This window comes from Streptomyces sp. NPDC026377, from assembly GCF_055567715.1.
The window spans coordinates 78275-104053 of record NZ_JBVHPV010000014.1 but is presented as its reverse complement, the minus strand read 5'-3'; the positions used below and the strand labels follow the sequence as shown (position 1 = coordinate 104053).

The following is a 25779-nucleotide window of genomic DNA, read 5'->3' as shown; positions in this document are numbered from 1 at the left end:
GCGGCGATTCGCGCCTGCCCTCGTAAGCTGCGGCTATGACAACGCAGTTGCAGCAGTTGGAAGAGATGCCCGACGACTGGCAGCGCGCCCTCGCGGTCGTCGCCCACCCGGACGACCTGGAGTACGGGTGCGCTGCCGCGATCGCCGGATGGACCGACGCGGGCCGTGAGATCACCTATCTGCTCGCCACCCGGGGCGAGGCGGGCATCGACGGCATCGACCCCGCCAAGTGCGGGCCGCTGCGCGAGCGGGAGCAGCGCGCGAGCGCGGCCGTCGTCGGGGTCTCGGCGGTGGAGTTCCTCGACCACCGGGACGGGGTGATCGAGTACGGGCTCGGCCTGCGCCGCGACATCGCGGCCGCCATCCGGCGCCACCGCCCCGAACTGGTCATCACGCTCAACCACCGGGACACCTGGGGCGGATCCGTCTGGAACACGCCCGACCACCGGGCGGTCGGCCGGGCCACGCTCGACGCGGCCGGGGACGCGGGCAACCGCTGGATCTTCCCCGAGCTCATCGAACAGGGCCTTGAGCCGTGGAACGGTGTCCGGTGGGTGGCGGTGGCCGGTTCCGACTCGCCGACCCACGCGGTCGACGCGACCGCCGGGCTGGAGCGGTCGGTGGACTCTCTCATGGAGCACCGCAGTTACATCGAGGGCCTCACCGCCGATGAGCCCGAGACCTACTGCCGCGCTTTCCTGACCGCCAACGCCGAGCGCGCCGCCGCCCGCTTCGGCGGCCGCCCGGCGGTCCCGTTCGAGGTGTTCGCCCGGTAGGGGAGAGGGGGAGGGCCCGGGCGGGAACTTCCCGCTCGCGGCGCCTCCCAGTAGCCTGACGGATCGTCAGTTGTAGCCGCGCGAGCGAGGAGGGGGGAATCCGTTGATCGACACCCTCGACCGGGAGATCCGGGACGGCGAGGAGCGGATACGCCTGGAGGTCACCGCACAGGGGCTCGGCATCCTCACCCTCTGCCGTCCCGGGAAACTCAACGGCTGGAGTTGGGAGTCCAGCCGACAGCTCGGCATCCTCGCCGACCGGATCCGCTTCGACGACGCCGTCCGGGCCGTGCTGCTGCGCGCCGAGGGCCGGGCCTTCTGCGCCGGGATCGACGTCACCGCCCCGGGCGGCGCCCTCACCGGCCGCTCCCCGGCCGAGCGGACCCACCGCTACTACGAGGGCATCCGCTGGGTCCACGAGCGCTTCGCCGCGTTCGCGCGGCTGCCGCAGCCGGTCGTCGCGGCCGTCCAGGGCTACTGCCTCGGCTTCGGCTTCGAGCTCGCGCTGATGGCCGACATCAGGGTCGCCGCACGGGACGCCGTTTTCGCGCTGCCCGAGACGGGGATCGGGGTGGCCGTGGACGCGGGTGGCGACCTGCGGATCGCCAGGGACGCGGGCGCGGGCTGGGCGAAGCTCCTGGCACTCACGGGCCGCCGGATCGACGCGCCCACCGCCGAGCGGCTCGGACTCGTCCAACTCGTCGTGCCCGTGGACGAGGTGGAGGGCGAGGCGCGGGCCCTCGCCGACGAGATCGCGGCCAACGCCCCGCTCGCCGTGCGGGCGGTCAAGCGGAACATCGACGCGTTCGCCGACGCCGGACTGGCCGAGGCCCTCGACCGCACGGCCCTGGCCGCCGCCCTCACCCTCACCTCCGAGGACGCCCACGAGGGCTACACGGCGAAGGCGGCCCGCCGCGCGCCGACGTTCGACGGGACATGAAACCGCTGCGTTCCTGACGGTGCCTCACCCCCGGAACGGCCCCCGCCCCAGCTGCTCTCGTACGGGCGTCACCGGCGCCGTGACCACCGTGCGGCGCTGCCAGTTCGCCCCGTCCACCACCAGGGTGTGGCCGCTGATGAAACGGGCGTACGGGGAGGCGAGGAAGGTCGCCGCCCAGCCGAGCTCCCGGGGCCGACCGACCCGTAACGCGGGCTGGCGCGCGTCGAGTTCACCGCGGCGGTCCGCCTCGTCCAGCCCCGCCCGGATGGCCTCGGGCATGTCCGGGTGCGGGAAGAGCCCCGGGACGAGCCCGTTGACCTGGATGCCGTAGGGCCCCCACTCCACCGCTAGCGTCTGCACGAGACTGCGGACCCCGGCCTTCGCCGCCGCCGAGGGGGCGAAGGCCGGGCCGCCGGTCCAGGCGTACGACGCCCCCACGCAGATCACCGACCCGGGTGTCCCGGCCGCGAGATGGCGGAGGCCGAACTCCCGGGTCGCGAACCACGTGCCGGTCAGCGTGGTGTCCACCACCGCGCGCCACGCGTTGGGCGACAGGTCCTCGGCAGGGCAGGGGAAGTTGGCGGCGGCACTGTTGACGAGCACACCCGGCAGTCCGGCCTCGCCTCCGGCCCGGTCGAAGGCGGCGGCGACCGCCTCCGGCTCCCGTACGTCGCAGACGGCCACGGCCACCCGTCCGCCGAGCGCCGCCAGCTCCTCCCGCGCCGCCCGCAGCCGTTCCTCCCCGCGCCCCACGATCACCAGGTCCGCCCCCAGCCGGGCGAACTCGGCGGCCATCGCCTTCCCGAGCCCGGAGCCGCCGCCCGTCACCAGGACGACGGTCCCGTCGTACGTCCCCGGCGGAAGGGCGCTGCTGCCGGGCGGGGGAGGGGCGGGGAGGCCCGGGAGGGGGGCGCTGGAGGGCGCGGTGTCGTCCGTCATGGGCGCATCCCTACCGGCAACTCCCGCAATACTCCAGGCCCGGAGGAGGGGCGCATCGGGTTGCCGTTTGCCACTGCCGGCTGCGGCACGGACCACGACGACAGGACCTGTGGTGGCTTGTCACCCGTCAGGATTGACAATCCGCTTTGCCGATTCTGCAATGGGCGGATGGACCAGGAACGCGCCCTCGACGACGTGCTGACCGAGGTGGGCCCCCGGCTCCGCCGGATCCGCAAGGAGCGCGGGGCCACGCTCGGGGACCTGTCGGCGGCGACCGGGATCTCCGTCTCCACACTCTCCCGCCTGGAGTCCGGGCACCGACGGCCCAGCCTGGAGCTGCTGCTGCCGATCGCCCGCGCCCATCAGGTGCCGCTCGACGACCTGGTGGGCGCCCCGCCCGTCGGGGACCCCCGGGTGCGGGCCAGGCCGATCGTGCGCGGGGGAAGGACCATGGTGCCGCTCACCCGCCAGCCGGGCGGGCTCCAGGCGTACAAAGTGGTGGACCGGGGCGCCGGGGGCACGCCGGAGCCGCGTGTCCACGAGGGGTACGAGTGGCTGTATGTGCTGGCGGGACGGCTGCGGCTGGTGCTCGCCGGGAACGACGTGGTGATGGCGGCGGGGGAGGCGGCCGAGTTCGACACCCGGCTGCCGCACTGGTTCGGGCCGGCCGGGGACGCGCCGGTGGAGTATCTGAGCCTGTTCGGGCCGCAGGGGGAGCGGATGCACGTCCGGGCGCGGCCCAGGGGCGGGCGCGGGCGCGGGGTCGGCTGACGGGAGCATCCGGCCTGCCCGGAGTTGTCGCTGCCTGTTCCCTCAGCGGCAAGCGACCGCTTAGTATGCGAGACGCAAGGGTACGCAGCCGTACCGCCCCCAGCGCGTGGAGGCCCCGAATGCAGGCATGGCGAGTGCACGAGAACGGCGAGCCCGGTGAGGTGATGCGGCTCGAAGAGGTCGAGCCCCCCACCCCGGGCCCGGGGCAGGTGCTGCTCAAGGTGCGCGCCGCGAACATCAACTTCCCGGACGCGCTGCTGTGCCGGGGCCAGTACCAGATCAAGCCGCCGCTGCCGTTCACCCCCGGGGTGGAGATCTGCGGGGAGACCGCGGACGGGCGGCGGGTCATCGCCAACCCGGTGCTGCCCTTCGGCGGCCTCGCGGACCGGGTCATCGCCGACGAGGCCGCCCTGCTGCCCGCGCCCGACGCGCTGGACGACGCCGAGGCCGCCGCCCTGCACATCGGCTACCAGACCGGCATGTTCGGCCTGCACCGCCGGGCGAACCTCCGGGCGGGCGAGACGCTGCTGGTGCACGCGGCGGCCGGGGGCGTCGGCAGCGCGGCCGTACAGCTCGGCAAGGCGGCCGGAGCCAGGGTCATCGGTGTGGTCGGCGGGGCGGACAAGGCCGCGATCGCCCGGGAGCTGGGGTGCGACCTGGTCATCGACCGGCGCACCGAGGACATCGTGGCCGCGGTGAAGGACGCCACCGGCGGACGCGGCGCGGACGTCATCTACGACCCGGTCGGCGGTGACGCCTACGCCAAGTCCGCCAAGTGCGTCGCCCTCGAGGGCCGCATCCTCGTCGTCGGCTTCGCCAGCGGCAGCATCCCCGCCCCCGCCCTCAACCACGCGCTGGTGAAGAACTACTCGATCGTCGGACTGCACTGGGGGCTGTACGCGCAGAAGGACCCCGCGTCCATCACGCGCTGCCACGAGCAGCTGACCGAGCTCGCCGCCAAAGGCGCCGTCAAGCCGCTGATCAGCGAGCGGGTGCCCATGAGGGAGGCCGCCGCGGCCGTGCAGCGGGTCGCGGACGGTACCACCACCGGCCGCGTCGTCGTGCTCCCGGACGGAGCCGGCCGATGAGCGAGCGGCAGTTCGACGCGGACGGCCTGCGTTCGCGGACCCGGGAGTTGCTGGCCGCCCACCCGCCCGCGGCCACCGAGACGCTCGACTTCCTCAAGGCCCGCTTCGACGCCGGGCTCGCCTGGGTGCACTACCCGGTGGGCCTGGGCGGCCTCGGAGCGCCCCGCTCGCTCCAGCCGGTCGTCGACGCGGAGCTGGCGGCCGCGGGCGCTCCCGACAACGACCCGCGCCGGATCGGGATCGGGCTCGGGATGGCCGCGCCGACCGTGCTCAAGTACGGCACCGAGGAGCAAAAGCGGCGGTTCCTGCGGCCGCTGTGGATCGGCGAGGAGGTGTGGTGCCAGCTCTTCAGTGAGCCCGGTGCCGGCTCCGACCTCGCGGCGCTGGGCACCCGGGCGGTGCGCGAGGGCGAGGACTGGATCGTCGACGGGCAGAAGGTGTGGACCTCCAGCGCCCATCTCGCCCGCTGGGCCATCCTGATCGCCCGCACCGACCCCGGACTGCCCAAGCACCAGGGCATCACCTACTTCATCTGCGACATGACCGACCCCGGTGTCGAGGTGCGCCCGCTGCGCCAGATCACCGGCGAGGCCGAGTTCAACGAGGTCTTCCTCACCGGCGTCCGCATCCCCGACGCCCACCGCCTCGGCGCGGTCGGCGAGGGCTGGAAGGTCGCGCAGACGACCCTCATGAACGAACGCGTCTCCATCGGCGGGATGCGGCTGCCCCGCGAGGGGGGCATGATCGCGCCGGTCGCCAAGACCTGGCGGGAGCGCCCCGAGCTGCGCACCCACGATCTGCACCAGCGTCTGCTCACCCTCTGGGTGGAAGCCGAGGTGGCCCGCCTCACCGGTGAGCGGCTGCGCCAGCAGCTCGTGGCGGGCCAGCCCGGCTACGAGGGCTCCGGCATGAAGCTCTCCTTCGCCCGGCTCAACCAGGAGATCAGCGGCCTGGAGGTCGAACTCCTCGGGCAGGAAGGGCTGTTGTACTCGGACTGGACCATGCGCCGGCCCGAGCTCGTCGACTTCACCGGCCGGGACGCCGGATACCGCTATCTGCGCTCGAAGGGCAACTCCATCGAGGGCGGCACCAGCGAGGTACTCCTCAACATCGTCGCCGAACGCGTCCTCGGGCTGCCCGCCGAGCCGCGCAACGACAAGGACATCGCCTGGAAGGACCTGGCCCGATGACCGAGACCGCCCCCGACCTGTTGTACTCGGAGGCCGAGGAGGACCTCCGGGCCGCCGTGCGCTCCCTCCTCGCCGACCGCACCGACACCCCGGCCGCGCTCGCCCGCGCCGAGTCCGACACCCCGTACGACCCCCGGCTGTGGCGCGCGCTCGGCGCGGACATGGGGCTCGCGGGGCTCCTGGTGCCGGAGGAGCTGGGCGGCCAGGGCGCGGGGCACCGCGAGGCCGCCGTGGTCCTGGAGGAGATCGGCCGGGGCGTCGCCCCGGTCCCGTACCTCACCAGCTCGGTCGTGGCCACCGAGACGCTGCTCGCGCTCGACACCTCTGCCCCCGAAGTCGCCGCGCTGATCGGCGAGTTGGCGTCCGGCCGGAAGACGGCGGCCCTCGCCGTGCCGTTCTCGTACGGGCCCGACTCGCTGCGGCTGCGCGCCGGGCTCGACGGGAGGGTGCGCACCGTGGCGGACGCCTCCACCGCCGACGTGCTGCTCGTGCCGACCGGGCAGGGTCTCTACGCGGTCGCGTCGGGCGAGGCGGCCATCACCGCGCTGGTCCCGCTCGACCTCACCCGCCCCCTGGCCGAGGTCGTCCTCGACGGGGCGGACGGCACGCTGCTGGCCGACGCGGACACCGGCCGGGCCGCCGTCCGCCGTGGTCTGCTCGCCGGGGCCGGGCTGCTCGCCTCCGAGCAACTGGGCGTCGCCGAGTGGTGCCTGACGGAGACCGTCGCGTACACCCGGGACCGCAAGCAGTTCAACCGGCCCGTCGGGTCCTTCCAGGCGCTCAAGCACCGGATGGCGCAGTTGTGGCTGGAGGTGGTCTCGGCGCGGGCCGCGGCGCGCAACGCGGCCGACGCGCTGGCGACCGCGAGCCAGGACGCGCCGCTCGCGGTGGCGGTCGCACAGGCGTACTGCTCACGGGTGGCGGTGCGCGCGGCCGAGGAGTGCGTGCAGTTGCACGGCGGCATCGGGATGACGTGGGAGCACCCGGCGCACCTCTACCTCAAGCGGGCCAAGTCGGCGCAGAGCGCGCTGGGTTCGGCCGGGGAGCACCGCGCGTCGGTGGCGGAGATCGTGGGGCTGCCCGGGCCCGCGTAGTCCGCGCCGAGTGTCCCGTTTTTGACCACCCCTTTGCGTACTGTTTAAATGGCGAGCTGTTGCGAGCCATTCGCAATAACAGTCGATCTTCAATAAGGGGTGTGGGGCATGGCGGCCCGTTCGATCCGCGGGACGATACGAGGAGCGGGCGCCGCGGCGCTGGCCGGAGTACTGGCCCTCACCGCGGCCGCCTGCTCCGACCCCGGCGAGGGCGGGGGCGGTGGCGCCAAGGACTCGGCGGTCGTCGGCATCGCGTACGAGCCCGAGACGCTCAGCCCGCTCCTCGGCTACGGCAAGGACGGCAACTCCAAGATCTTCGACGGGCTCCTCGCCCTCGACGCGAAGATGGCGCTGAGGCCCGCGCTCGCCGTCGCGCTCCCCGAGGTGAGCGCCGACCGGCTGACCTACACGTACAAGCTCCGCAAGGGCGTGACGTTCAGCGACGGGAAGCCCTTCACCGCCAAGGACGTCGTCTTCACCTATACGACGATCCTCGATCCCAAGACCAACAACCCCTCCAAGGGCGAGCTCGACGCCATCAAGAACGTGCGCGCCGAGGGCGACGACACGGTGGTCTTCACGCTCAAGTACCCCTACGCGCCCTTCGCGCAGCGCACCGTGCTGCCGATCGTGCCCGAGCACATCGCGGGCAGGCAGGACGTCAACACCGGCGCCTTCGCCACCGCCCCCGTGGGCACCGGGCCGTACAGGCTGGTGAAGTGGTCCAGGAGCGAGAAGATCGCCTTCGAGGCCAACCCGTCGTACTGGGGCGGCGCGCCCCGGGTGAAGAAGTTCACCATGGCGGTCATCAAGGACGACGACGTGCGCGCCACCCGGCTGCGCTCCGGCGACCTCGACGGCGCGATCCTGCCGCCCGCCCTCGCCCAGGGCTTCGCGAAGGACAAGCACAAGAAGACCTACGCGGCCAAGACCTACGACTACCGCAACGTGACCCTGCCCACCGGCAACAAGGTCACCGGCGACACCGCCGTACGCCGCGCGCTCGACCTCGCCGTGGACCGCGAGGCGATGGTCGACAAGATCCTCGACGGCGCCGGCAAGCCCGCCTACGGCCCGGTCCCCACCGGCAGCCCCTGGTTCGCCCGGGGCACCGAGCGGCCGCACGACCTGGCCGCGGCCAAGAAGATCCTCGACGAGGCGGGCTGGAAGCCCGGCGCCGACGGCATCCGCGAGAAGGACGGCGTCCGCGCCGCCTTCCCGCTCTGGTACCTCTCCGGAGACAAGCTCCGCCAGGACCACGCCCTCGCCTACGCCTCCGACGCCAAGAAGGCGGGCATCGCGGTCACCACCCGGTCCGGCACCTGGGAGGTCATCGAGCCGAGGATGAAGGACGAGGCGGTCCTCGCGGGCGGCGGCTCGCCCGCCGACCCCGACTTCGACCAGTACACGCTGCTCAAGTCCTCCCTGGCGGGCGACGGCTTCAACAACATGGCGTGGTACGCCAATCCGGCCGTCGACAAGGCGCTCGACGCAGGCCGCCGCAGCGGTGACAGCGTCGTACGCAAGGCCGCCTACGACACCATCCAGCGCGAACTGGTGAAGGACCCCGGCTACACCTTCCTCACCCACATCGACCACCTCTACGTCGTGGCCGACCGCTGGGACGGGCTCTCCACCCAGACCGAGCCCCACGACCACGGCCTGGCCTCCGGCCCCTGGTGGAACGTCGAGACCTGGACGCCGAAGAAATGAGCCGCCGCCTCCCCTGGGGGCCGATGGCACGGATGGCGGGGCGGCGGATCCTGTTCGCCGCCCCCGTCCTGCTCGTGGTCACCTTCGGCGTCTTCGCCGTCGCCGCCGCCTCCCCCTTCGACCCGGTCAAGGCCTACGCGGGCACCGCGGGCCTCACCGCTTCGCAGGACGACCTCGACCAGCTGCGCGCCAACCTCGGCGCCGACCAGCCGCTCCTCACCCGCTGGTGGACCTGGCTGACCTCGGCCCTCACCGGCGACCTCGGTGACTCCGCCGTCCTGCGCCAGCCCGTCGCCGACGTCATCGGTGAACGGCTCGGCTGGTCGGTGCTGCTCGCCGCCACCGCCTTCCTCGTCGCGATCCTCCTCGGCACCGGACTCGGCGTGCTCGCCGCGCGCCGCCCGGGCGGCCCGCTCGACCGGTGCGTCAGCTCCCTCGCGTACACCCTGGAAGCCGCGCCCGCCTTCTGGCTCGGCCTCCTCGCCATCTGGTTCTTCGCGCTGAAGCTCGACGTGCTGCCGGCCGGCGGGCTGACCGACACGGCCAGCGACACCGTCACCCCCGGCCAGGTCACGAGGCACCTGGTGCTGCCCGCCGCCGTCCTCGGCATCTCCCAACTTCCCTGGTTCTACCTGTACGTACGCCAGGGCGTCGCCGACGCGCTGGAGGAGGACCCGGTGCGCGGGGCACGCGCGCGCGGCCTGGACGAGCGGACCGTCCTGCTCGGGCACGCCCTGCGCTCGGGCATGCTGCCGATGCTCACCCTCATCGGCTCCCGCGTGCCCGAACTCATCACCGGGGCCCTGCTGGTGGAGACCGTGTTCAGCTGGCCCGGCATCGCCGCCGCCACCGTGCAGGCCGCCACCTCCGTGGACTTCCCGCTGCTCGCCGCCCTGACCGTGCTCGCCACCGCCGCCGTCCTGCTCGGCAACCTGCTGTCGGACCTGCTCTACGGTCTCGCGGACCCGAGGGTGGGCTTCGATGGCTGACAACCCGCAGCTCCCATGGCGTGCGCACGGCCGCGCACGCCGCTCCACCCGCACCCTGAAGGTGCGCGCCTCGGCCGTGATCCTCGCGGCGGCCGTCCTCGCCGTCCTGCTCGTACCGCCGCTGGCCCACCTCGACCAGCAGGCCGTCGACCTCTCCCGCAAGCTTCTCCCCCCGTCCCCCCAGCACCCGTTCGGCACCGACGACGTCGGCCGCGACCTCCTGCTGCGCTGTGTGTACGGGCTGCGGATCTCGCTGCTGGTCGGGGTCGTGGCCGCGCTGGTAGCCACCGTCGCGGGCACGCTCGTCGGCGCCGCGTCCGCCGCCCTCGGCGGCTGGACCGACCGGCTGGTGATGCGGATCGTGGACGTGTTCTCCTCGGTGCCGCACCTGCTGCTCGGCATCTTCGTGGTCGCCCTGTTCCGTCCCGGAGTGTGGCCGGTGATCGCCTCGGTCGCCCTGACGCACTGGCTGTCCACCGCCCGGATCGTGCGCGCCGAGGTGCTCTCCCTGCGCTCGCGCCCCTACGTCGACGCGGCGATCTCCGGCGGCTCCTCCCGGCTGCGGGTCACCCTGCGCCACCTGCTGCCGGGCGTACTGCCCAAGGCCGGGCTCGCGGCGGTGCTGATGGTGCCGCACGCCATGTGGCACGAGTCGGCGCTCTCCTTCCTCGGCCTCGGCCTGCCCAGCCACCAGGCCAGCCTCGGCAACCTCGTCCAGTCCGCGCGCGGCTCGCTGCTCACCGGCCACTGGTGGCCCACCCTCTTCCCCGGCCTGCTGCTCATCGTCCCGACGCTCGCCGTCGCGGGCCTGGCCGGCGCCTGGCGCGAACGCCTCGACCCGCGCCGCCGATCGGAGCTGATGCTGTGACCACGGTCCTCTCGGTGCGCGGTCTGTCCGTACGCTTCCGGATGCGCGGCGGGCGCCACATCGCCGCCGTCACCGACGTCTCCTTCGACCTGGCCGCCGGGGAGTGCCTGGCCCTGGTCGGCGAGAGCGGCTGCGGCAAGTCCGTCCTCGCCTCCGCCCTGCTGGGCCTGCTGCCCGGCAACGCCGAGACGGCCGGCAGCGCCGTGCTGCACGGCGCCGGCGAACCCCTCGACCTGCTCACGGCCGACGAGCGCACCCTCGCGCGTACGGTACGGGGGCGCCGCATCGGTCTCGTACCGCAGAGCCCGGCCGCCCACCTCACCCCGGTGCGGACCGTACGGGCGCAGCTCGCCGAGACCCTGCGCGCACTCACCCCCACCCCCCGGCGCGAACTGCGGGCCGCGACGGAGGCGGCCGCCGCGCGGGCCGCCTTCCCGCCCGGCCACCTCGACCGCTACCCGCACGAGCTGTCCGGGGGCCTCGCCCAGCGGGCCGCGACCGCGCTCGCCCTCGTCGGGGACGCGCCGCTGCTGCTGGCGGACGAGCCGACGACCGGACTCGACCGCGACCTGGTGGACCGCACGGCCGACGAGCTGCGCCGCACCGCCGACGAGGGCCGGGCGCTGCTGATGATCACCCACGACCTGGTGGCGGCCGAGCGGATCGCCGACCGGGTGGCCGTGATGTATGCCGGGCGCGTCGTGGAACTCGCCGACGCCACCTCGTATTTCGGCGGCGGCGGACCCCGTCACCCGTATGCTCGGGGCCTGCTCGACGCGCTTGCGGAGCGGGCGTTCACGCCCATTCCCGGGATGCCGCCCGAGCTGGGCGACCTGCCGGAGGGCTGCGCGTTCGCTCCCCGCTGCGAACGGGCCACCGACCGGTGCGGCACGCTGCCGCCGTTCGACGGCCAGGTCGCCTGTCACCACCTGGAGGAGCCCGGCCGTGCTTGACCTGAAGAACATCACCGCCGGGTACGAGCGCGGCCGTCCGGTCGTCCGCGAGGCGAGCCTGACCGTTGCCCCCGGCGAGGCGGTCGGCCTGCTCGGGCCCAGCGGCTGCGGCAAGTCCACCCTGGCCCGGGTCGCGGCGCTGCTGCACCGGCCGGACGGCGGCACGGTCACCCTCGACGGGGCGCTGGTCACCGAGTGGCGCCACCGCGCCCCGCGCGCCCGGCGCACCGCCGTCGGGGTCGTCTTCCAGTCGCCCCGGCTCGCCGCCGATCCCCGGCTGCGGCTGCGCGACCTGGTCGCCGAGCCGCTGCGCGCGACCGGCCGCCGCATCGAGGCCCGCGAGCGCGTCGACGAACTGGCGGACCTGGTCGGCCTCGGTGGCGACCTGCTCAACCGCCGCCCCCACGAGGTCAGCGACGGCCAGCTCCAGCGCGCCTGCCTGGCCCGCGCCCTGGTCCTGCGCCCCCGGCTGCTGGTCTGCGACGAGATGACGGCGATGCTGGACGCCTCCACGACGGCGGCCCTGGTGGCGGTGGTGGAGCGCTACCGGCGCGAGACGTCCGCGTCCCTCCTGGCGGTGGGCCACGACCGCACCCTGCTGGCGCGGTGGTGCGACCGGGGGGCGGAGTGGGGCGAGCTGTCGCAGTAACGTGCCTGCGGACGAACGCCTCCCGTGCGCGGTCCCGTCCCCCGGTGACCGGGCGGCGAAGTACCGGCCAACTCTGCGAAGCAGCCTGCCGGTCGGGGGCGGCCCGCACGCATACTCGGTCGCGTCCGTCCGTCCCCGCGCCCCCCGGGAGCACCCCCATGGCCCGACCGACCCGCCGCACCGCCGTCGCCGCCCTCGCCGCGGCCGCCGCCACCGCCGCCCTCGCACCCGCCGCCGCGGCCACCGAGGCCGAGCGGCCCGGCGCCCGCCCCGCCGGGCCCCGGCCGCTGCGCCGGGCCCACGCGCACAACGACTACGAGCACCCGCACCCCCTCCTCGACGCCCTCGCCCACGGCTTCACCAGCGTCGAGGCCGACGTCTTCCTGGTCGACGGGCAGCTCCTGGTGGCCCACGACCCGGCCGGCCTCGACCCCACCCGCACCCTCGAAAGGCTCTACCTGGACCCGCTGATGGCCCGGGTCCGCGCCCACCACGGCTCGGTGTACCGGGGCCACCACCGGCCCGTACAGCTCCTGGTCGACATCAAGACCGAAGGCGCCGCCGCCTACTTGGAACTCGACCGGCGGCTGCGCCCTTACCGCCGCATGCTGAGCGGCTACGCGCACGGCCGCGTCACGCCCGGCGCCGTCACCCCCGTCGTCTCCGGCGACCGCGCCGCCCGCGCGCCCATGGAGGCCCAGAAGGTGCGCCACGCCTTCTACGACGGCCGCCCGGAAGACCTCGGCACGGCGGCCACCGCCGCGTTCATCCCCCTCATCAGCGGCAACTGGACGCAGAGCTTCACCTGGCTGGGCGCCGGGCCCTTCCCGGCCGCCGAACGGCGCAGGCTGCGCGCGATCGTCGGGCAGGCCCACGCGCACCGGCAACGGGTGCGGTTCTGGGCGACCCCGGACCTGCCGGGCCCCGAGCGGGACGCGCTGTGGCGCGAACTGCTCGCCGCCGACGTCGACCACATCAACACCGACGACCTGGCGGGCCTGGAGGCCTTCCTGCGCGCGCACGGGGAGTAGACCGGACCGTCCCCGGTCGCCGCGACAAGTCGTCGCCCGTCAACAACACCCGTACGGCGGACACGCCATACGCCCGACCGGCCCGCCCCCTCCGCCACACTGGCCGCCGAATGCCGCAATTCCGGCGCGGCGGAGGAGGTTGGCCATGGCCATTTCGATCTCGGTGGTGCTGTTGCTCGTGGTGCTGGCGGTGATCTTCCTGCGCAGCGGCGGACTCAAGGCCTCGCACGCGATGGTCTGCGTGCTCCTCGGCTTCTTCCTCGCCGGTACGAGCATGGCTCCCACGATCCAGGACGGGCTGAACGCGACGGCGAGCGTGGTCGGTAGCCTCAGGCCATGACCCCGGCCCGCCAGAGGATCACCGCCGAGGCGCGGCGCGCCCGCCTCGGCCCCCGCCATCTGCTCACCCCCGCCACCCGCGCGAGCACACCCGAGGAGGTGGCCCGGGCCCTGGTGGCACTGCACGCCACCGATCCCGCCACCGTCTTCCTGGCGGTCGCCGCGCGCACCCGCACCGCCTCGGTGGCGGAGCTGGAACGCGCGCTGTACGAGGACCACTCGCTCGTGCGGATGCTCTGTATGCGCCGCACGATGTTCGTGCTGCCCACGGAGCTCGCCCCGGTGGCAGACGCGGCGGCGGCCCGGGCCGTCGCCGTCCGGGAGCGCGCCGGTCTGATGAAGGTCGTCCGGGATCAACTCGGCTTCGACGACCGCTGGTTCGCCACCACCGAGAAGGCGGTCCTCGCGGCCCTCGCCGAGCGCGGAGAGGCCACGGCGGCCCAACTCGCCGAGGACGTACCGGACCTGAAGTCGCAGATCGTCATGGCCGCAGGTAAGCCGTATGAGGCGAGACCCCGCATCACCAGCCGCTTCCTGGGTGTCCTGGCCGCCGAGGGCCGCATTCGGCGCGGGCGGCCGCTGGGCAGCTGGGCGTCCAGCCAGTTCCGCTGGACGGCCGCGGAGCCGCACCCCGAACTCGCGGCGGACACCGCCAGGACCGAGCTCGCCGCCCGCTATCTGGACGCCTTCGGCCCCGCCACGACCGAGGACGTGAAGTGGTGGACGGGCTGGACGCTGACCGAGACCCGCAAGGCGCTGGCCGGGACCGACGCCGTGGACGTCGATCTCGACGAGGGCCCAGGACACGCCCTGCCCCACCAACTGGACGCGCCGCCCGCACCCGAGCCCTGGGCCGCGCTGCTCCCGGCCCTGGACCCCACCCCGATGGGCCGGCGCCACCGCGACTGGTACCTGGACGCCGGCCACAGGGCCGAACTCTTCGACAGGACCGGCAACATCGGCCCCTCGGTGTGGTGGAACGGCCGGGTCGTCGGCGGCTGGGCGCAGCGCCCGGACGGCGAGATCGTCACCCACCTCTTCGGGGACGTGGGCGCCGAAGCGCAGCGGGCCGTCGACGCCGAGGCGGCACGGACGGCGGAGTTCTTGGGGGGCGTACGGATCCGCCCGAGCTTCCGGACCCCGCTGGAGCGCAGGCTCTCCGCGTAGGACGCGCCCACGGGCGCGAAGGGCTCAGGCCAGCCGTGAGCGGATGAGGAAGCGCACCCCTTCCGGCGCCTCCAGCGAGAAGCCGCTGCCGCGCCCCTCGACGACGTCGACGATCAGCCGGGTGTGCCGCCACGCCTCGTGCTGAGCGGCCGAGATCCAGAACGGTACGGGCTCCTCGACCCCGTCGACGACGAGGTTCTCCAGCAGGACGTCCGAGCCTCCCGTACGGAACTCGCCGTCCGGGTAGCACATGGGCGCGCTGCCGTCGCAGCAGCCGCCCGACTGGTGGAACATCAGCGGCCCGTGGGCCGCCCGCAGCCGCCGCAGCAGCTCCGTGGCGGCGGGCGTCAGCTCCACGCGCGCGTGGCGGCCGGGCCCGTCTCCCGCGTTCGTCGCGGACATGGGATCACGGTCCTTCGGTCTGCGTGTCGTGCCGGTGCCGCAACCCCACCACGGGCGGGGTTGCGGACACGTTGCGGACCGCTACGGCTGCCGCACCGAGTCGGGCGCCTCGCGGGGGTGCGGGACCGCCGGCGGGGACGGGACCGGCGAGGGGAAGACCTGCTCCTCGTGGTGGAGGGAGACCGTCCGGGTCGGCGCCGGGATGGAGATGCCCTCCGTGCGGTAGCGCTGGTGCAGGCGCTTGATGAACTCGTGCTTGATCCGGTACTGGTCGCTGAACTCGCCCACGCCCAGGATCACCGTGAAGTTGATCCGGGAGTCGGCGAAGGTGTGGAAGCGGACGGCCGCCTCGTGGTGGGGGAGCGCGCCGTTGATGTCGGCCATCACACTGTTGACGACGTCCAGGGTCACCCGCTCGACGTGCTCCAGGTCGCTGTCGTAGCCGACGCCCACCTGCACGAGGATCGAGAGCTCCTGCTCCGGGCGGCTGAAGTTGGTCATGTTCGTCCGCGCTAGCCGGGCGTTGGGGATGATGACCAGGTTGTTCGACAGGTTGCGCACCACGGTGTTGCGCCAGTTGATGTCGACGACATACCCCTCCTCGCCGCTGCTGAGCCGCATGTAGTCACCGGGCTGCACGGTCTTGGAGGCGAGGATGTGCACGCCCGCGAAGAGGTTGGCGAGGGTGTCCTGGAGCGCCAGCGCGACCGCGAGGCCGCCGACGCCCAGCGCGGTGAGCAGCGGGGCGATGGAGATGCCCAGCATGTCCAGGGCGACCAGCGAGCCCATCGCCACCACCACGACCCGGGTGATGTTGACGAAGATGGTGGCCGACCCGGCCACCCCGGTCCGCGACTGCGCCACCGACCGCACCAGGTCCGCGACCACCCGGGCCGTGGTGAGCGTGGTGATCAGGATGAGCAGGGCGGTCAGCGAGTGGCTGGCGATCGCCGCCATACGCGTGGTGAGCGGCAGGGCGGAGGCCGCCGCGGCGGCCCCCGCGACGACGGCGGCCCAGGGCGCGACGGTACGCAGCGCGTCGACGACGATGTCGTCCCCGCGCCACTTCGTCCTGAGCGCGTGCTTGCCCAGCCAGCGCAGCAGCGCCCGCAGCAGCACCGCGGCGACGAGCCCCGCGGCCAGCGCGATACCGGCGACCACCCAGTCGTGCAGGAGGAGACCCCGGGTCAACGGACACCCTCCGGGGCGGAGGCCGGACCGCCGACCGGGGCAGCGGCCTGGGAAGGGGCCGCCACCGGCGGCTGTATGTGAAGTGTCGCCATCTTGTCACCTGTCAGTTCGTCGTGCGTGAAGCGCCGTTCGGGGTTCTTCGCGTACGCACCGAACGGGCTGCCATCCTGCCCCATGCGCCGGGCGGCGGCCGCAAGTGGGCCGGGGTGACGCCGACCACCCGCCGAGTCATCCGGGCAGAGTCCGCGCGCAGGCGCACCGCTCGTCCCCGAGCGCTGTCTCCGCGGGCGCGGTGAGTCCGGCGCGCTCCGCCAGCACACCGCCCTGGAAGCGGCTCTCGGCGCCCAGCTCCTCCAGCAGCTCCGCGATGTGGCGACGGCAGGTGCGCAGCGACATGCCCATGCGCCGGGCGATCACCTCGTCCTTGGCGCCCTCGGCGAGCAGTCCCCCCAGCGCCCGTCGCAGACTGTGGCCGACCTCCTTGTACGCGGCCTCGCTGGTGCCCAGGAACGGGGTGGCTCCCGACCAGTGCTGCTCGAACACCCGGCACAGATAGGCGACGACGTCGGGGTCCCGGACGAGGACCGCGCCCTCGCCGGATCCGCCGTCCGCCCGGCGGGGCAGGAAGGCCACGGCGCGGTCGAACACCACGGCCCGGTCGGGCAGTTCGGCGGCCGTGCGGTACTCGGCGCCGGCCTCGGCGAGCGTCTCCACATACCCCTGGGTGGACAGGCTGGAGCGCGCCGAGTGCTGGTAGAGCGTGCGCATCCGGATACCGCGGCGCAGCATCGCCAGATCCCGGTCGATGGCGTCCCCGAGCCGGTGGGGTGCGCGACCGCCGCCGGGCTGGATGCTGAACACCTCCTCGCGGCACTGTGCCGCGGCCTCCGTGAGCATCGCGGAGGCCGCGGCCAGGTCGGGCAGGACGTCCACGCCCTCCCGGTGGCCGCGGCGGCGGCCGGCGCGGTAGGCGGGCATCAGGGAGAGCAGATCGTCGCGTACGGCCTGGGCGTGCGCCGCGTCCCGGGCGAGCCGGGCCTCCAGCGGGCCCACCACCTCGGCCGCGGCGGCGTCGGGGCTGACCGGGATGAGCTCCTCGGGCCTGCCCGGAGCCGGGCGCAGCAGCCGCAGCCCCAGCAGGGTCCGGCAGGCCGCCTCGGCCTCCTCCTGGGACAGGCCGAGGCCGGGGGCGGCGCCGAGCGGCCGGCGGTCGAGGCTGCCCCGCGCCAGCGCGTACTCGAAGAGGGCGACGGCCCTCGCGTCCAACGGCGGCAAGCCCTTGGAATTTGTCCCGATACCCATGTGTTTCCCCCGCAATGCGGCCGTGCTACTTCCGTGCCATGCAGGCTATTGCCAGCTCAAAGAGCTGGACCCACAGGGCTCTTCGGGGTGGACTTTGACCCATAGGGCCGGGCAAACCCCGCCGGGCCGACATTCCGGATCCCCTGCCTTCAAGGCCCGTCGTCCCGGCGGCCGACGAGGGACCGTCACCGGTCGATGACCTCCCGACCCTGGAGCCGTGCCATGTCCCGAGCACTCCGCTGTCTTCTCGTCCTCACGGCCCTGCTGGCCGGTGGCGCGTACACCACGTCGGCGGGCGGCGGACCAGGGGCGGCGGGAGTGCCGGGCGGTGGGACGGCGACGACCGCGGTCGCCGCGGACATCCTCGACACCAGCTGGGGCGACGACTACGTCCGGCCCGAGCAGTAGCCCCGCGCGTCCCGCCCCGGATGTCCCGGCCCCCGAGCGGGGCCGCCCACCGCCACCCGTGGACTGCGAGGTCGAAGAGCGTGTCACCCCTGCCCGTGGTACCGCCGCCCGCCCCGCCCCCGGCCCTCCCCGGGCCCCGGCGGGCACGCGCCGAACGTCCGGCGGACCTCGCGCTCCTGCCCGACGTGGTCCGCGCGGTCATCGCCCGGTCCGCGCCGGGCGGGGACACGGACTGGACCGTGGAGCCGGGCGACTTCTGGTGCCGTGTGGTCCCCGCCGGGACGGCCCGCCGCGAACAGGGCTGGAAGCTCCACGTCTCGGCCACCCCGCTCTCCGCGCCCGTCACCCTGGCCAGGTCCGCCGAGGTGCTCGTCGCCCGCCGCGCCGCCTTCAAGTTCGCCGGTACCCCGGCCCGCGTCGCGGCCCTGGTCTCCGGGCGCTACGAGCGCGGCGGGGGCGGCAAGTTCCTCACCGTGTACCCCGCCGACGACGACCACTTCCGGCTGCTCGCCGAGGAGCTGCACCTGGCCACCGACGGGCTGCCCGGCCCGGCCGTCCTCTCCGACCGCCGGTACCGCCCGGGCAGCCAGGTCCACTACCGGTACGGCGTCTTCTCCGCCGTGCCCGCCCTGACCGCCGACGGCTGCTTCGCCGCCCGGCTCACCGACCCCGAGGGGCGCCCGGTCGCGGACGAGCGGAACGCCTGGTTCAGCCCGCCGGCCTGGGCGGGCGACCCCTTCCCCGAGCGCCCGGCGGCCCCGGCGCGCAGCACGGCCACGGCCAAGCCGGTCCTGCTGAACGGCCGCTATCTGGTGCGCGGCGCCATCCAGCACTCCAACAAGGGCGGGGTGTTCCGCGCCGAGGACACCACGACCGGCGTACAGGTCGTCGTCAAGCAGGCACGGCCCCACGTCGGCGCGGGCCTGGAGGGGCTCGACGTCCGCGACCTGCTGCGCCGGGAGGCGGCCCTGCTCGACCGCCTCGGCCGGACCCACCCGGACCGCGTCCCCCCTCTCGTCGAGGTCTTCGAGCAACAGGGCAGCACGTTCCTGGCCACCGGGTCCGTCCCGGGGGCGACGCTGCGGCGCACGGTCGCGGACCGGCTGACACGGGACGGGACCGGCTGCCCCGACGACCGTACGGCCGGCTCCCTGACGGGGCAGCTAGTCGAGCTGGTCGCCACCGCCCATGAACTCGGCGTCACCCTCCACGACTTCAACCCCAACAACGTGATGGTCACGCCCGAGGGCCACCTCCTGCTGATCGACCTGGAGATGGCGGCGCCGGAGGGCGAACGCTGGGTACTTGGCGCCACCCCCGGCTACACCGCCCCCGAACTGCGCGCCCTGGACCAGGTGGCGCCCGCGGCGGCGCCCGGCGTCGACCTGTACGCCCTGGGAGCGACGGTCCTGCACGCCCTGAGCGGCGCCGACCCGCTCTTCGCACCGGACGTGCCGGGCGCCGGGACCGCCCGGCCGGAGGAGGAGCGGCTGGCCGCCCTGGTGGAGCTGGTGGCCCGCGAGAACCCGCTCGTACGCCGCTTCTCCCCGCTGATCCGGGGGCTGATGCGGGACGACCCCGCCGACCGCTGGACCCTGGAGCGGGCACGGCGGTTCACCGCCGGGACCACCTCACCCGCTCCCGTGCCCGCCGCGGCGCGGGAGCGGACCGAAACCACGCCCCTGCGCACCCGGCTGCTCCACGACGGCCTCGCCCACCTCCTCGCCACCCTGCGGCCCGGTCACCCCGAACGGCTCTGGCCCTCGGAGGCGTTCGGCGAGACCTGCGACCCGGTGGCCGTGCAGCACGGCTCGGCGGGCGGCGTGGGCGTACTGGCCCGGGCGCTGCGCCACTGGGACGAGGACGGCGCGTCACCGGCCGTCACACGGGAGGCGCTGCGCTCGGGGCTGGTGGCCGCCGCCTCCTGGACGGCAAACCGGCAGGACGCCCTGCCCAGCGAGCTGCCCGGCCTCCACTTCGGCCGCTCGGGCACCGCCTGGGCGCTGCTGGACGCCGCCCTGGCCCTGGACGACCCCCGCCTCGCCGCCCGCGCCACCACGCTCGCCCTGGCCCTGCCCGTCGAGTGGCCCAACCCCGACGTCTGCCACGGCGCGGCCGGATCGGGCCTGGCCCAGCTGCACTTCTGGCGCGCCACCGGGGACCCCCGCTTCCTCGGCCGTGCCGTACGGGCCGCCGACGGGCTGCTCGCGGCGGCCCGGCGCACCCCCGAAGGGACCTTCTGGCCGGTGCCGGAGGACTTCGCGTCCGCCCTCGCCGGGGCCTGGCACTACGGCTTCGCGCACGGGGTGGCCGGCGTCGGCACCTTCCTCCTGCTGGCGGCCGAGGCCACGGGCGAGGAGCGCTTCCTCCACGCGGCCATGGAGGCGGGCGCCACCCTGACCACCGCGGCCCGGTCCGGACCCGCCGGCGCCCTGTGGCCGGTCGACCGCGCCCGCCACCTCCACCACGCCCCGGAGCTCGCCCGGCACTGGTGCAACGGCTCGTCCGGGGCGGGCACCTTCCTGGTCCGGCTCTGGTCGGCCACGGGCGCCCACGACGACACCCTGCGCCAACTGGTGGAGGACGCGGCCCTCGCCGTCCGGGCGGGCCGGGCGACCGACTCCACCTCGACCTGCCACGGGCTCGCGGGCAACGCCGAATTCCTCCTGGACGCGGCCGAGCTGACGGGCGAGGCACACCACCGCGCCGCGGCGGAGCTGCTGGTCGAGCATCTGGCCGCGCAGGCGGTCCTGCACCACGGCCGGCTGCTGGTGCCGGACGAGAACCGCCGGACGGTGCTCGCGGAGTACGCCTCCGGCCTGGGCGGAAGCCTCGCGTTGCTGCTGCGCATGCGGTTCGGCGGCCCCCGCGCCTGGCTGCCCGAGGGCGACCGCACCCACCCCTGAGACTCCGGCGGCCACCCGGCCGCCGGCCGCCGGACCCACCGGGCCCGGCACGCACCGCCGAACGAAGGAGCCATCACGATGGAGCACGACATCGACGCCCTCCAGGTCCTGCCCGAGGACGTCCGCACCGAGAGCCTCGGCGGCGAGGAGCACGCCGTCGCGCTGATCACCGCCTGCCGCATCCACATGAGCGGCTGCTGACCCACCGGTGGAGGGGACGGGCCCCCTCGTCCCGCCCCCTCCACCGCGCTCCGCTCGCGCGCGTCCGGCCGTCCAGCCGTCCGGCAACGGTCACGGGCGGCCCGGCCGGCGCCCGGAGCGGGGCCCTGTGCCTCGGCGCCCTGCCCGCGTACGCCGTGTCCCGGGTGGCACCCCTTGAACCGTCGAACAGGGGTCGGGTTAGCATATGAGCGCCGCCTAGCTCGAAAGATAAACTCGTGACTGTCAATGACGACTCGTTCACCAATTGGAAGAACCGCGAGGAGATCGCGGAGTCGATGATCCCGATCATCGGGAAGCTGCACCGGGAGCGGGACGTCACCGTCCTCCTCCACAGCCGCTCCCTGGTGAACAAGTCGGTGGTCAGCATCCTCAAGACCCACCGCTTCGCCCGGCAGATCGCCGGTGAGGAACTCTCGGTCACCGACACCCTTCCGTTCCTGCAGGCTCTCACCACCCTCGATCTCGGCCCCTCGCAGATCGACCTCGGCATGCTCGCCGCGATGTACCAGGCCGACGACCGCGGCCTGACCGTGGCGGAGTTCACCGCCCAGGCCGTCATCGGCGCCACCGGCGCCAACAAGATCGAGCGCCGCGAGGGCCGCGACGTCGTCCTCTACGGGTTCGGCCGCATCGGCCGGCTCGTCGCGCGCCTGCTCATCGAGAAGGCCGGCTCCGGCAACGGCCTGCGGCTGCGCGCCATCGTCGTCCGCGGGGGCGGCGGCCGGGCCGCCGAGGATCTCGTCAAGCGCGCCTCGCTGCTGCGGCGCGACTCCATCCACGGCCAGTTCCAGGGCACGATCACGGTCGACGAGGACACCAGCACCATCGTCGCCAACGGCAACGCGATCAAGGTGATCTACGCCAACGACCCCTCCGAGGTCGACTACACGGCGTACGGCATCAAGGACGCCATCCTCATCGACAACACCGGCAAGTGGCGCGACCGCCAGGGTCTCTCCCAGCACCTGCGCCCCGGTATCGACAAGGTCGTCCTGACCGCCCCGGGCAAGGGCGACGTGCCCAACATCGTGCACGGCGTCAACCACGACACCATCAAGCCGGACGAGCGGATCCTGTCCTGCGCGTCCTGCACCACCAACGCGATCGTCCCGCCGCTGAAGGCGATGGCGGACGAGTACGGTGTGCTCCGCGGCCACGTGGAGACCGTCCACTCGTTCACCAACGACCAGAACCTGCTGGACAACTACCACAAGGCGGACCGCCGCGGCCGCTCCGCGCCGCTGAACATGGTGATCACCGAGACCGGTGCCGCCTCGGCCGTCGCGAAGGCGCTGCCCGACCTCAAGGCGCCGATCACCGGCAGCTCGATCCGCGTCCCCGTCCCGGACGTCTCGATCGCGATCCTCAGCCTGCGCCTGGGCCGCGAGACCACCCGCGAAGAGGTCCTCGACCACCTCCGCGACGTCTCGCTGCACTCGCCGCTGAAGCGCCAGATCGACTTCACCACCGCCCCCGACGCCGTCTCCATGGACTTCGTCGGCTCGCGCCACGCCTCGATCGTCGACGCGGGCGCCACCAAGGTGGACGGCGACAACGCCATCCTCTACCTCTGGTACGACAACGAGTTCGGCTACTCGTGCCAGGTCATCCGCGTGGTCCAGCACGTCTCGGGCGTCGAGTACCCGACGTACCCGGTGCCGACGAGCTGAGCCCCGCCCGCACCACCGCACCATGACAGGAGGCGCCTGACCGGGCTTTTCGCCCGGCAGGCGCCTCTTGTCACACCTCAGCTCCTCGGACGAGGCCGAAAGCTCCTCAGACGAGGTCGAACCGGTCCAGGTTCATGACCTTCACCCACGCCGCGGCGAAGTCCTGGGCGAACTTCTCCTGGGCGTCGTCGCTCGCGTACACCTCGGCGAGGGCGCGCAGCTCCGAGTTGGACCCGAAGACCAGGTCGGCGCGGGTGCCGGTCCACTTGACCTCACCGGTGGCGGCGTCGCGGCCCTCGAAGGCGTGCGCGTCGTCGGAGGTCGCCTTCCACGTCGTGCCCATGTCGAGGAGGTTGACGAAGAAGTCGTTGGTGAGGACTCCCGGCGTCCGCGTGAAGACGCCCGCCGACGACTGCTGGTGGTTCGCGCCCAGTACGCGCAGACCGCCCACCAGGACGGTCAGCTCCGGAGCGCTGAGCGTGAGCAGGTTGGCCCGGTCGAGCAGCAGGTACTCGGCGGGGAGCCGGTTGCCCTTGCCGAGGTAGTTGCGGAAGCCGTCCGCACTCGGCTCCAGGGCGGCGAACGACTCCACGTCCGTCTGCTCCTGCGAGGCGTCCACCCGGCCCGGCGTGAAGGGGACCTCGACGGCGAAGCCCGCGTCCCTGGCGGCCTTCTCCACCGCGGCGGACCCGGCGAGCACGATGAGGTCGGCCAGCGAGACCTGCTTGGCGCCGGTGTTGAACTCCCGCTGGATCCCCTCCAGCGTGCTCAGCACCACCGACAGCCGGTCCGGGTCGTTGACCTCCCAGCCGCGCTGCGGCTCCAGCCGGACGCGGGCGCCGTTGGCGCCGCCGCGCTTGTCGCTGCCCCGGAAGGTCGAGGCCGACGCCCAGGCGGTGGAGACGAGCTGGGAGACGGTGAGGCCCGAGGCGAGGACGCGCTCCTTGAGGGTGGCGATGTCCGCCGCGCCGATCGGCTCGTGCGTCGCCCGCGGCAGCGGGTCCTGCCACAGCAGCGTCTCGGAGGGGACCTCCGGGCCGAGGTAGCGCGAGACCGGGCCCATGTCGCGGTGGGTCAGCTTGAACCAGGCGCGGGCGAACGCGTCCGCGAACGCGTCGGGGTCGTCCTTGAAGCGCCGCGCGATCGGCTCGTAGACCGGGTCGAGCCGGAGCGCGAGGTCGGTCGTCAGCATCGTCGGCGCGTGGCTCTTCGACGGGTCGTGGGCGTCGGGCACGGTGCCCGCCCCGGCGCCGCCCTTCGGCCGCCACTGATGAGCGCCGGCCGGGCTCTTGAACAGCTCCCACTCATAGCCGAAGAGGATCTCGAAGAAGCTGTTGTCCCAGGTGGTCGGGGTGTTCGTCCAGATGCCCTCGAGGCCGCTGGTGATCGTGTCCCCGCCCTTGCCGGTGCCGTGGGAGTTGCGCCAGCCCAGGCCCTGCTCCTCCAGCCCGGCGGCCTCGGGGTCGGGGCCGACCGCCTCCGAGGGGCCCGCGCCGTGGGTCTTGCCGAAGGTGTGGCCGCCGGCGATCAGCGCGACGGTCTCCTCGTCGTTCATCGCCATCCGGCGGAACGTCTCACGGATGTCGCGCGCCGAGGCGAGCGGGTCCGGAGTGCCGTTGGGGCCCTCCGGGTTGACGTAGATCAGACCCATCTGCACCGCGCCGAGCGGGCTCTCCAGCTCCCGGTCGCCGGTGTAGCGCTCGTCGCCGAGCCAGGTGGTCTCGGGGCCCCAGTACACGTCCTCGTCGGGCTCCCACACGTCCGCCCGGCCACCGCCGAAGCCGAAGGTCTTGAAGCCCATGGACTCCAGGGCGACGTTGCCGGTGAGGACCAGCAGGTCGGCCCAGGACAGGCTCTTGCCGTACTTCTTCTTGACCGGCCACAGCAGTCGGCGGGCCTTGTCCAGGCTCACGTTGTCCGGCCAGCTGTTGAGCGGAGCGAAGCGCTGCTGGCCCGCCCCGGCGCCACCGCGGCCGTCGCTTATCCGGTACGTACCGGCGCTGTGCCAGGCCATCCGGACCATGAGCGGCCCGTAGTGGCCGAAGTCCGCGGGCCACCAGTCCTGCGAGGTGGTCAGCACCTCGGCGATGTCCCGCTTCACGGCCGACAGGTCGAGGCTCTGGAACGCCTCGGCGTAGTCGAACTCCTCACCCAGCGGGTTGGCCACGGCGGGATTCTTGGCGAGGATCTTCAGATTGAGCCGTTCCGGCCACCACTGGTGGTTGCCCCCGCCCTGCGTCGGATGCGGGGCCCGACCGTGCGCGACCGGGCAGCCGCCGCCTGCGTCCTCCGTTTTCGGGTCCGTGACGATCGCGTCGTGGTTCTCAGACATCGGAATCCTTCCGGGCTGGGTGGATCACACTGCTCAGGGGAGTACGCGTGGTCGAAGAGTCCGATGCGGCGGACGGTCCCGTCGCGATCGGTGGACGGTGGAAGGTCGCTCGGGAAGGGGCCCGGGAAGGCGGACGGACCGGCTCGGTCTGCTGCCGCAACGCCATACCGGAGGTGTCCGTTCCCTTGGCCGTCATTGGTATCGATCCTACGATGGACGGTGTCCAGGTCAAGAAGTTCACCGGTTTCGTCCTCGGTCGGAAGCTGTACGCCGACCGCCGATCGCGGGTACACCACTACTGGCCCCTACTCGACTTTCCACCGAGCCGGAACGGATGGACCCTTATGAGTGACTTGCTGGAGCGGCTCCGCGGGCGTGGCTGGCGGGTGACCTCGCAGCGGCGTGTGGTGGCGGAGGTGCTCGACGGCGATCATGTGCACCTCACGGCCGACGAGGTGCACGCGCGCGCGGCGCTGCGGCTGCCGGAGATCTCCCGGGCGACCGTCTACAACACGCTGGGGGAGATGGTCTCGCTGGGCGAAGTCATGGAGGTCTCCACCGACGGCCGCGCCAAGCGGTACGACCCCAACGTGCACCGCCCCCACCAGCACCTGGTCTGCTCCGGTTGCGGCACCATCCGCGATGTCACCACCACCGGCGACCTGCTGTCCCATCTGCCCGCCGGGAACCGGTTCGGCTTCACGGTCGCCACGGCCGAGGTCACCTACCGGGGGCTCTGCCCGTCGTGCGCGTAGCGCCGGGGCGGGCGACCGGTGTGGCGAAACCCCGGGCGGGTACTACTTCCCTCCGCGGGCCGACGGAGGATACTGGTCCCGCCC

At 73.6% G+C, this 25779-nt stretch carries 24 protein-coding genes; 19 read left to right on the top strand and 5 right to left on the bottom strand.

From position 1 onward, the window contains the following. Window positions 1-35 precede the first annotated feature (35 nt). Window positions 36-776: a PIG-L deacetylase family protein gene (locus tag ACZ4MU_RS26170; RefSeq protein ID WP_467881200.1), complete on the top strand. Its 741-nt coding sequence runs from the start codon at window positions 36-38 to the stop codon at window positions 774-776. A gap of 103 nt (window positions 777-879) precedes the next feature. Next, window positions 880-1716, top strand: coding sequence for an enoyl-CoA hydratase/isomerase family protein (locus ACZ4MU_RS26165; RefSeq protein WP_467881197.1), 837 nt, complete (start codon window positions 880-882; stop codon window positions 1714-1716). Window positions 1717-1740: 24 nt separating this feature from the next. Here ACZ4MU_RS26165 and ACZ4MU_RS26160 read toward each other — a convergent pair whose 3' ends face one another. After that, window positions 1741-2655, bottom strand: coding sequence for an SDR family oxidoreductase (locus tag ACZ4MU_RS26160; RefSeq protein ID WP_467881195.1), 915 nt, complete (start codon window positions 2653-2655; stop codon window positions 1741-1743). A 168-nt stretch (window positions 2656-2823) separates the two neighbouring features. On the opposite strand from ACZ4MU_RS26160, the gene ACZ4MU_RS26155 reads away from it, so the two are divergent. The 12 genes from ACZ4MU_RS26155 (at window position 2824) to ACZ4MU_RS26100 (ending at window position 14507) form a co-directional block, all read left to right on the top strand. Further along, the gene (locus tag ACZ4MU_RS26155) at window positions 2824-3426 is read left to right on the top strand and encodes a helix-turn-helix domain-containing protein (protein ID WP_467881192.1); all 603 of its coding nucleotides are present in this window, start codon (window positions 2824-2826) and stop codon (window positions 3424-3426) included. 119 nt (window positions 3427-3545) lie between these two features. Beyond that, on the top strand, window positions 3546-4514 hold the full coding sequence (locus tag ACZ4MU_RS26150) for an NADPH:quinone oxidoreductase family protein (protein ID WP_467881190.1): 969 nt from the start codon (window positions 3546-3548) through the stop codon (window positions 4512-4514). Further along, window positions 4511-5704 carry an acyl-CoA dehydrogenase family protein gene (locus tag ACZ4MU_RS26145; RefSeq protein ID WP_467881188.1) on the top strand — a complete coding sequence of 398 codons (1194 nt, stop codon included), beginning with the start codon at window positions 4511-4513 and terminating at the stop codon, window positions 5702-5704. Before ACZ4MU_RS26150 ends, ACZ4MU_RS26145 begins: the two co-directional genes overlap by 4 nt. Further along, the gene (locus ACZ4MU_RS26140) at window positions 5701-6798 is read left to right on the top strand and encodes an acyl-CoA dehydrogenase family protein (RefSeq protein ID WP_467881186.1); all 1098 of its coding nucleotides are present in this window, start codon (window positions 5701-5703) and stop codon (window positions 6796-6798) included. The genes ACZ4MU_RS26145 and ACZ4MU_RS26140 overlap by 4 nt, the downstream gene beginning before the upstream one ends. A gap of 108 nt (window positions 6799-6906) precedes the next feature. Then, on the top strand, window positions 6907-8511 hold the full coding sequence (locus ACZ4MU_RS26135; RefSeq protein ID WP_467881184.1) for an ABC transporter substrate-binding protein: 1605 nt from the start codon (window positions 6907-6909) through the stop codon (window positions 8509-8511). Next, on the top strand, window positions 8508-9500 hold the full coding sequence (locus ACZ4MU_RS26130; protein WP_467881181.1) for an ABC transporter permease: 993 nt from the start codon (window positions 8508-8510) through the stop codon (window positions 9498-9500). The genes ACZ4MU_RS26135 and ACZ4MU_RS26130 overlap by 4 nt, the downstream gene beginning before the upstream one ends. Further along, window positions 9493-10368, top strand: a complete 876-nt coding sequence (locus ACZ4MU_RS26125) for an ABC transporter permease (protein WP_467881178.1) — start codon at window positions 9493-9495, stop codon at window positions 10366-10368. Before ACZ4MU_RS26130 ends, ACZ4MU_RS26125 begins: the two co-directional genes overlap by 8 nt. A 41-nt stretch (window positions 10369-10409) precedes the next feature. After that, window positions 10410-11321 carry an ABC transporter ATP-binding protein gene (locus ACZ4MU_RS26120; RefSeq protein ID WP_467881398.1) on the top strand — a complete coding sequence of 304 codons (912 nt, stop codon included), beginning with the start codon at window positions 10410-10412 and terminating at the stop codon, window positions 11319-11321. Next, window positions 11314-11970 (top strand): ABC transporter ATP-binding protein, encoded by a 657-nt coding sequence (locus ACZ4MU_RS26115; RefSeq protein WP_467881175.1) that lies wholly within the window; start codon window positions 11314-11316, stop codon window positions 11968-11970. Before ACZ4MU_RS26120 ends, ACZ4MU_RS26115 begins: the two co-directional genes overlap by 8 nt. A gap of 158 nt (window positions 11971-12128) precedes the next feature. Beyond that, complete coding sequence (locus ACZ4MU_RS26110; RefSeq protein WP_467881172.1) at window positions 12129-13001, top strand: phosphatidylinositol-specific phospholipase C/glycerophosphodiester phosphodiesterase family protein; 873 nt, start codon at window positions 12129-12131, stop codon at window positions 12999-13001. A 145-nt stretch (window positions 13002-13146) separates the two neighbouring features. Then, complete coding sequence (locus ACZ4MU_RS26105) at window positions 13147-13341, top strand: hypothetical protein (RefSeq protein ID WP_101391222.1); 195 nt, start codon at window positions 13147-13149, stop codon at window positions 13339-13341. Next, window positions 13338-14507 carry a winged helix DNA-binding domain-containing protein gene (locus tag ACZ4MU_RS26100; protein ID WP_467881170.1) on the top strand — a complete coding sequence of 390 codons (1170 nt, stop codon included), beginning with the start codon at window positions 13338-13340 and terminating at the stop codon, window positions 14505-14507. The genes ACZ4MU_RS26105 and ACZ4MU_RS26100 overlap by 4 nt, the downstream gene beginning before the upstream one ends. A 24-nt stretch (window positions 14508-14531) precedes the next feature. Here ACZ4MU_RS26100 and ACZ4MU_RS26095 read toward each other — a convergent pair whose 3' ends face one another. From ACZ4MU_RS26095 to ACZ4MU_RS26085, 3 genes are all read right to left on the bottom strand, one after another. Beyond that, entirely contained in the window at window positions 14532-14909 is a 378-nt protein-coding gene (locus ACZ4MU_RS26095; protein ID WP_467881167.1) for a DUF779 domain-containing protein, read from the bottom strand. Between the two features lie 81 nt (window positions 14910-14990). Beyond that, window positions 14991-16100, bottom strand: coding sequence for a mechanosensitive ion channel family protein (locus ACZ4MU_RS26090; protein WP_467881165.1), 1110 nt, complete (start codon window positions 16098-16100; stop codon window positions 14991-14993). A gap of 228 nt (window positions 16101-16328) precedes the next feature. Further along, window positions 16329-17366 carry a hypothetical protein gene (locus ACZ4MU_RS26085; protein ID WP_467881163.1) on the bottom strand — a complete coding sequence of 346 codons (1038 nt, stop codon included), beginning with the start codon at window positions 17364-17366 and terminating at the stop codon, window positions 16329-16331. Window positions 17367-17624: 258 nt separating this feature from the next. Between ACZ4MU_RS26085 and ACZ4MU_RS26080 the strand changes: the two genes are divergently transcribed. The 4 genes from ACZ4MU_RS26080 to ACZ4MU_RS26065 all read left to right on the top strand — a co-directional run bounded on the left by ACZ4MU_RS26080 (window position 17625) and on the right by ACZ4MU_RS26065 (window position 22608). After that, entirely contained in the window at window positions 17625-17810 is a 186-nt protein-coding gene (locus tag ACZ4MU_RS26080; protein WP_467881160.1) for a hypothetical protein, read from the top strand. 80 nt (window positions 17811-17890) lie between these two features. Continuing rightward, window positions 17891-20716, top strand: a complete 2826-nt coding sequence (gene lanL, locus ACZ4MU_RS26075; protein WP_467881157.1) for a class IV lanthionine synthetase LanL — start codon at window positions 17891-17893, stop codon at window positions 20714-20716. A gap of 78 nt (window positions 20717-20794) precedes the next feature. Then, entirely contained in the window at window positions 20795-20917 is a 123-nt protein-coding gene (locus ACZ4MU_RS26070; protein ID WP_467881154.1) for an ALQxL family class IV lanthipeptide, read from the top strand. 236 nt (window positions 20918-21153) lie between these two features. Further along, window positions 21154-22608 (top strand): glyceraldehyde-3-phosphate dehydrogenase, encoded by a 1455-nt coding sequence (locus ACZ4MU_RS26065; RefSeq protein WP_467881151.1) that lies wholly within the window; start codon window positions 21154-21156, stop codon window positions 22606-22608. Between the two features lie 106 nt (window positions 22609-22714). Here ACZ4MU_RS26065 and katG read toward each other — a convergent pair whose 3' ends face one another. Next, window positions 22715-24940, bottom strand: a complete 2226-nt coding sequence (katG, locus tag ACZ4MU_RS26060) for a catalase/peroxidase HPI (protein WP_467881149.1) — start codon at window positions 24938-24940, stop codon at window positions 22715-22717. A gap of 344 nt (window positions 24941-25284) precedes the next feature. Between katG and ACZ4MU_RS26055 the strand changes: the two genes are divergently transcribed. Further along, window positions 25285-25695 carry a Fur family transcriptional regulator gene (locus tag ACZ4MU_RS26055; RefSeq protein WP_467881147.1) on the top strand — a complete coding sequence of 137 codons (411 nt, stop codon included), beginning with the start codon at window positions 25285-25287 and terminating at the stop codon, window positions 25693-25695. Window positions 25696-25779 lie beyond the last annotated feature (84 nt).